The sequence below is a fragment of the Asanoa sp. NPDC050611 genome, assembly GCF_040654855.1.
Taxonomy (GTDB): Bacteria; Actinomycetota; Actinomycetes; order Mycobacteriales; family Micromonosporaceae; genus Asanoa.
In genome coordinates, this window is sequence record NZ_JBFAIU010000430.1 from 1 (window position 1) to 5,495 (window position 5,495).

The window sequence follows — 5,495 nt, forward strand, 5'->3', positions numbered from 1 at the left end:
GACCGACGACGGCCGCTCCGCGGTGGTCGGCCAACGCACGGGCGGGATGGGCCTGATCGGCATGCGCGAACGCGTCACGGCCCACGACGGGGTCCGCAGTCGCCGACGCGGCCATGCCCGGCCGAGAACGTCCGCATTTGTAGATCTTGTTCGGTCGGGTTGTTGAGGCCAGGATCGGACCATGAGCGTGCCGTTGCGCGAACGCCCGTGGGACCTGTTCTTCATCGCGTTCTTCGCGGTCAACGCGACCGTCATCACGTACGTCGTCGACCTCGAACAGATCGTGGTCGCCGATCCGGCCAACTTCGACTACCCGGTCTGGCCGCCCGGCCCGGCGATAGACCTCGTGCACTGGTGGGGCAACCACTACGACCCGCTGCTGATGGCCCGGCCGCCCTTCTGGCAGATGACGATCTGGATCGACCTGATCTTCTTCGGCCCGTTCTACTTCTTCGCCCTCTACGCCTTCATCCGCGGCCGCGACTGGATCAAGGTGCCGGCGTTGGTCTGGTCCGGCACGATGCTGGCCAACGTGCTGATCATCCTGACGGACGAGCGCTACGGCGTCACGCCCGCGCCGAACTTCGGGATCGTGCTCGCCGCCAACGCCGCCTGGCTGCTCACCCCGTTTCTGATGATGTGGCGCATGCGGCGCGAGCGTCCGTTCAGCCGTCGGCGCGACACCGCGTCCCGGCCCGAGCCGGTGGCCGTGTGAGGGCGGGCTTCGCGGACCGTTACGGGCCGTGGGCGCTCGTCGCCGGCGCCTCCGAGGGTCTCGGCGCGGGCTTCGCCCACGCGCTCGCGGGACACGGGCTCAACCTCGTGCTCGCGGCCCGCCGCGCGGAACCGCTGACGGCGCTCGCGGACGCGCTGCCGACCTCGACCGTCACGGTCAGCGCGGATCTGTCGACAATGGAGGGACTGCGCGCGGTCGTGGACGCCACGGACGGGCTCGACGTCGGTCTCGTGGTGGCGAACGCCGCGTACTCGCCGATCGGCTCGTTCGTCTCCATGGACCCGGACCTCACCCGCCGGGCAGTGGACCTCAACTGCCGGATGCCGCTCGAACTCGCCCACCGCTTCCTCCCGCCGATGGTGGCCCGCGGGCGGGGTGGCTTCATCGTGATGTCATCCCTGGCCGGGATGCAGGGATCCCCACCGATCACGGCGTACGCGGCCACCAAGGCGTTCGGCGCGATCCTTGCCGAGGGCCTGTGGGCGGAGCTACGCGGCACGGGCGTGGACGTGCTGACCTGCATCGCGGGCGCGGTCGCCACACCGAACCTCGCGGGCGCCAAGGCCAGGCCGGCGCCCGGGACGCAGACCCCGGACCAGGTGGCACGCGCCGCGCTGCGGGGACTCGGCCGAGGCCCGCGGGTGATCCCGGGCCTTGGCATGCGCGTCTCGTCGGCGCTCATGTCACGACTGCTGCCACGACGCACCGCGATCGCGATCATCGCCCGCGCCTCGCGCGACCTGCGCGCGCCGGGCATACCCGCGGGACCGACCGGCTAGCGGTCGCGTCGCCGGACGTTGAAGCCGCCCCAGCGTCGTTGGCGTTGCCGCGAGCTTTGCGGTGCTGTGCGCTAGAAGCGGTCGAGGCGGCAACCCGACAATGAGGGCTCGACGGTGCCGTCGACCAGTTCCCGCGCGACAAGGCGGCCCATGGCCGGCGCAAGCGTGACCGCCGCGTGCATCACCGCCACGTAGAGACCGGGCACATCGGCGACCGGACCGACGATCGGCTCACCGTCCACCGGCATCGGGCGTGCGCCGATTCGTGTGCTGAGCAGCTCGACGCCCTCGGCACCGCGGAACGTGGACCGGACCGCGGCAAGGGTCCGCTCGGGCGAGTCCGCCGCGGCCATGAGCCGGTCTGCAGCGACCTGCCGGAGATCGAAGTCCTCGGTGTTGACCACGGTGCGGACCAGACCGGCCGGCGCGCGAAGCCGGAAGAGCGGGCACGGCGACGGCTCGACCGGCACACGCACGCCGACCGACACGCCCAGCGCGGCCGTCGCAACTCCGGCCGCCAGCACCACAGTCGTACCGGAAAGCGGCCCCGCGGCCGTCTCGACCCCCGCAACCCGGCCCGCCGCATCCCGGCGGACCGCGGTGACCGGGGAGTCGAGACGGACCCGGGCGCCATGGGCGCGGGCACCCTCGACCAGCCGCTCGGTCACGCCAACCGAGTCGACGGCGCCGTCGCCGGGCGCCCATACGGCCCACTCCGGCGGCTGCCGAAGGTTCGGCTCGAGCGTCATCACGGTGCCCGCGTCCACAATCTCCTGCCCGGGCCCCGCCTCCGGCGCGTCACCCTCCGCGCGCCAGATCAACGAGCCGGACCAGCGAACCGGGAGCCCCGGCAACTCGGCCTGGACCCGGCGGTACTCATCCGTCGCGGTGGCCCGGATCCCGGCCGCCGGACCGGTACGCACGCCGGACGCGCCGACCCAAGCGAACGAGTCCGCCGTGACGCCGGCACCTGGCCGCCCCGCGTCGACCAACGTGACCGCGGCACCCGCCCAGGCGGCGTGATAAGCCACCGACGCGCCGACGATGCCAGCTCCGACGACGACCACCTGCCTGCCCACCGGTTCGCTCGACACCGTGACGACCTTACTGTCCGCACCGACTCCGCCGCCGTCTCCGCCAAATGCCGAGTGCCGAGCCGTCACCATCGCCGACCATCTACTGTCGCGGGGTGTCGGTCCCGGATCTACCCCAAGATGGCCCCGGTCTCTTCATCCGCTGCAGCGAGGATCCGGACACCTCCGTCCGCCTGCATTCCCGCTACTTCCCGGACGACTACGGAGTCGGCTTCGCCGTCGAGGCACGAGCGGACCAACTGCAAGCAGCAATCCAAGGAGTCGAGGTCTGGGTCTGGGACGACGCGTGGCTTCCTGACTTCGTCGCACGGCTGGCGGCCGACTATCGCGGCTGGTCCGAGGAACGCGTATGGCAGACGAACCACCTCTCGCTGCGCGCGACCTTCCACAGCGGCGGCCACGTCATGCTCACCTGGAACCTCCACCCATGGACGTCGCGCTCCGACACCTGGGAGGCGACGATCACCACCTGGCTGGAGGCCGGTGAGCAGATGAGCGCTCTCGCCGCCGACCTCCACGAGTTCCTACCCATGCCGCCCGGGGCGCCGCGGCGCGCGGCGGAAGTGTAGGAAGGGGTTCATGGATCAACGAGACGAGCAGTACCTGCGCCGCGCGATCGAGCTGGCGGCGGCCGCGCCGGCGGCCGGCGGGCGACCGTTCGGTTCGCTGCTGGTGGGCCCGGACGGAGCCGTCCTCGCCGAGGCGCACAACACCGTGCCCGGCGACGGCGACATCACCGCACACCCGGAGCTCAAGCTCGCCCGCTGGGCCGCACAGGAGCTCGACGCGTCGACGGTCGCCGCGACCACGATGTACACCAGCTGCGAGCCCTGCCCCATGTGCACCTACGCGATCGACCGCGCCGGCCTCGGGCGGGTTGTGTTCGCCCTCTCCGCGGACCAGTTCCAGGCATTGTCCCGGACCGTCGACGCGAAGCGGGTGCCCCGCGACGGTCCCGCCCTCTACGACGAGGCCCGCGCGCCGATCGAGGACTTCTTCACCGCCGGGTGACCGAGGCGCGAGACCTGTTCTTTCGAACTTCAGGTGCCCGTCGCGCCCAGGGTGTCGGTCAGGTCCGACAGGACCAGCGGTGGGGCAAGGTGGTAGCCCTGGGCGTAGGACACCCCTATCCGGGCGAGTGCGGCCAGCTGCTCCGCGGTCTCGACCCCTTCGGCCGCGACACGCAGCCGCAGGCGGTGGGCGAGGTCTGTCAGCAGCGTGACGATGGCGTGGTCACGCTGGCTGCTCAGCATCCCCGCCACGAACTGCTTGTCGATTTTGATGTCGTGCAGGGCCAGGCGGGAGAGGTAGCGCAGGTCCGTCGATCCGGCTCCCATGTCGTCGAGGGCCACCCCGATCCCGCGTCGGGTCAGGCTCTCGAGGTGCGGCCCGGCACGGGTGAGCGTGTCGAGGTCCGCGCCTTCGCAGAGCTCCAGCCGCAGCCGGCGCGCGGGCAGGCCCGTGCGTTCCAGTGCCGTGGTGACGAGGCCGGTGAAGTCGGTCGCCAGTGTCGGTGCCGAGATGTTGACGTTGACGCGAACGGGGGCCGCACAGCCGAGGGCACCGCGGATCGCGATCATGTCACGGCAGGCGCGGTGCAGAACCCATCGGTCGAGCAACGGCATGTGGCCGTTCCTGGTGGCCGCGTCGAAGAACCGGTCGGGGGTGAGCAGGCCGAGCGTCGGGTGCTGCCACCGCACCAGGGCCTCGACGGCCATCACCGCCCGGTCCTGGATGCGGACGATCGGCTGGTAGCGCAGGCGCAACTCGTCATTCGCGACGGCTCGGGCGACGCTCCGGTCGCCCGCGCGGACATGCACCGCGTGGTTGGGCGGAGTCGGCACGTGGTCGACGCCGCTGGTCGTGGGCAGGGCTGCTGGGCGGCAGGTCATCGCTTGGGGGCTCCTTCCGGGAGGACCACCCAACCGTCGTCGGCCGACGGTGAGCGCGGCCCCGTGGACAGCCCCGGTTGTTCAAGCCCCGGGTCGCACCCCCGGGGTGCTGGGATCGGTCCCGGGGGTGCCCGAATGTGGCGCGGATGTCGGGTTCAGGGACGGGGCCGCGGCGGACACGCGGTCGCCGTGCCCCGCGTCGCGCAGCTCCCGGCGCGAGCTGATCGCCAGCTTGGCGAACACGTTGTGCAGGTGCCACTCGACCGTCCGAGGGCTGATGAACAGCTCGGTGCCGATCTCCTGGTTGGTCTTCCCGTCCCGCGCGAGCGACGCGATCAGCGCCTCCTGGGGCGTCAGGTCCAGCGTGTCCGGGGTCCGCTGGTGGACCGCCTCGCCCGTGGCCAGCAGTTCGTTGCGGGCACGGTCGGCGAACCCCTCCGCTCCCATGTTGGTGAGCAGGTTGTACGCGCGCCGCAGCTGGACCCGGGACTCGGCGCGGCGGTTGTTGCGGCGCAACCATTCCCCGTACACCAGGTGTGTCCGGCCGAGGTGCGCGTTCATGTGGCAGTCGCGTAGCCGACGGACGGCCGCGCGGTAGAGATCGTCGGCGTCGGTGCCCCTGCTCAGCAGCGCCCGTGCACGGGCTTGCGTGCCCAGCGCCCACGGTGTCCCGCTCGCCTCGGTCCGCTGCGTGAGCTCGCGCAGCGCGGCCTCACCGACGTCCCACTGTTCCGACCTCGCCGCCGCCTCCACCAGTTCGGCCAACCCCCACGATCTCGCCACCATCTGATCTTCGCCGGTCGCCCGTTGGGCGGCGGCCAGGGCCGTCTCGTAACGGCCGAGCCCGTTGTTGAGCACGGCCGCGGCGTACTCGGCGACCACCAGCGCGCCACCCTCCTCCCGGCCAGCTCGCCGTCCGCACCGTCGCCGACGAACCAGCACTGATCCGGGCGTACGCCCAGCACATCGGTGGCCGCCAGATAGCTGCGCGGGT

The 5,495-nt window shown here is 71.7% G+C and carries 7 protein-coding genes; 4 read left to right on the plus strand and 3 right to left on the minus strand.

Translation table 11 applies throughout. The annotated features are described in order from the left end of the window. Nucleotides 1-181: 181 nt before the first annotated feature. Both AB0H87_RS37225 and AB0H87_RS37230 read left to right on the plus strand, forming a co-directional pair. Entirely contained in the window at nucleotides 182-715 is a 534-nt protein-coding gene (locus AB0H87_RS37225) for an emopamil-binding family protein (RefSeq protein WP_360156971.1), read from the plus strand. Further along, entirely contained in the window at nucleotides 712-1,515 is an 804-nt protein-coding gene (locus AB0H87_RS37230) for an SDR family NAD(P)-dependent oxidoreductase (protein ID WP_360156974.1), read from the plus strand. Before AB0H87_RS37225 ends, AB0H87_RS37230 begins: the two co-directional genes overlap by 4 nt. A gap of 71 nt (nucleotides 1,516-1,586) precedes the next feature. Here AB0H87_RS37230 and AB0H87_RS37235 read toward each other — a convergent pair whose 3' ends face one another. Further along, nucleotides 1,587-2,609, minus strand: coding sequence for an FAD-binding oxidoreductase (locus tag AB0H87_RS37235; RefSeq protein WP_360156977.1), 1,023 nt, complete (start codon nucleotides 2,607-2,609; stop codon nucleotides 1,587-1,589). Between the two features lie 137 nt (nucleotides 2,610-2,746). Between AB0H87_RS37235 and AB0H87_RS37240 the strand changes: the two genes are divergently transcribed. Next, on the plus strand, nucleotides 2,747-3,178 hold the full coding sequence (locus tag AB0H87_RS37240) for a DUF6228 family protein (protein ID WP_360156989.1): 432 nt from the start codon (nucleotides 2,747-2,749) through the stop codon (nucleotides 3,176-3,178). A 10-nt stretch (nucleotides 3,179-3,188) separates the two neighbouring features. Further along, nucleotides 3,189-3,620 carry a nucleoside deaminase gene (locus AB0H87_RS37245; RefSeq protein ID WP_360156980.1) on the plus strand — a complete coding sequence of 144 codons (432 nt, stop codon included), beginning with the start codon at nucleotides 3,189-3,191 and terminating at the stop codon, nucleotides 3,618-3,620. Nucleotides 3,621-3,649: 29 nt separating this feature from the next. Here the strand turns inward: AB0H87_RS37245 and AB0H87_RS37250 are convergent, their stop codons facing one another. Then, entirely contained in the window at nucleotides 3,650-4,501 is an 852-nt protein-coding gene (locus AB0H87_RS37250; RefSeq protein WP_360156983.1) for an EAL domain-containing protein, read from the minus strand. A gap of 81 nt (nucleotides 4,502-4,582) precedes the next feature. Continuing rightward, nucleotides 4,583-5,383 (minus strand): LuxR C-terminal-related transcriptional regulator, encoded by an 801-nt coding sequence (locus AB0H87_RS37255; protein WP_360156986.1) that lies wholly within the window; start codon nucleotides 5,381-5,383, stop codon nucleotides 4,583-4,585. Nucleotides 5,384-5,495 lie beyond the last annotated feature (112 nt).

What these genes read in the sequence shown, in the direction of transcription:
- AB0H87_RS37225 (WP_360156971.1), top strand. Translation starts at nt 182, where the DNA reads ATGAGCGTGCCGTTGCGCGAACGCCCGTGGGACCTGTTCTTCATCGCG.
- AB0H87_RS37245 (WP_360156980.1), top strand. Translation starts at nt 3,189, where the DNA reads ATGGATCAACGAGACGAGCAGTACCTGCGCCGCGCGATCGAGCTGGCG.
- AB0H87_RS37250 (WP_360156983.1), bottom strand. Translation starts at nt 4,501, where the DNA reads ATGACCTGCCGCCCAGCAGCCCTGCCCACGACCAGCGGCGTCGACCAC.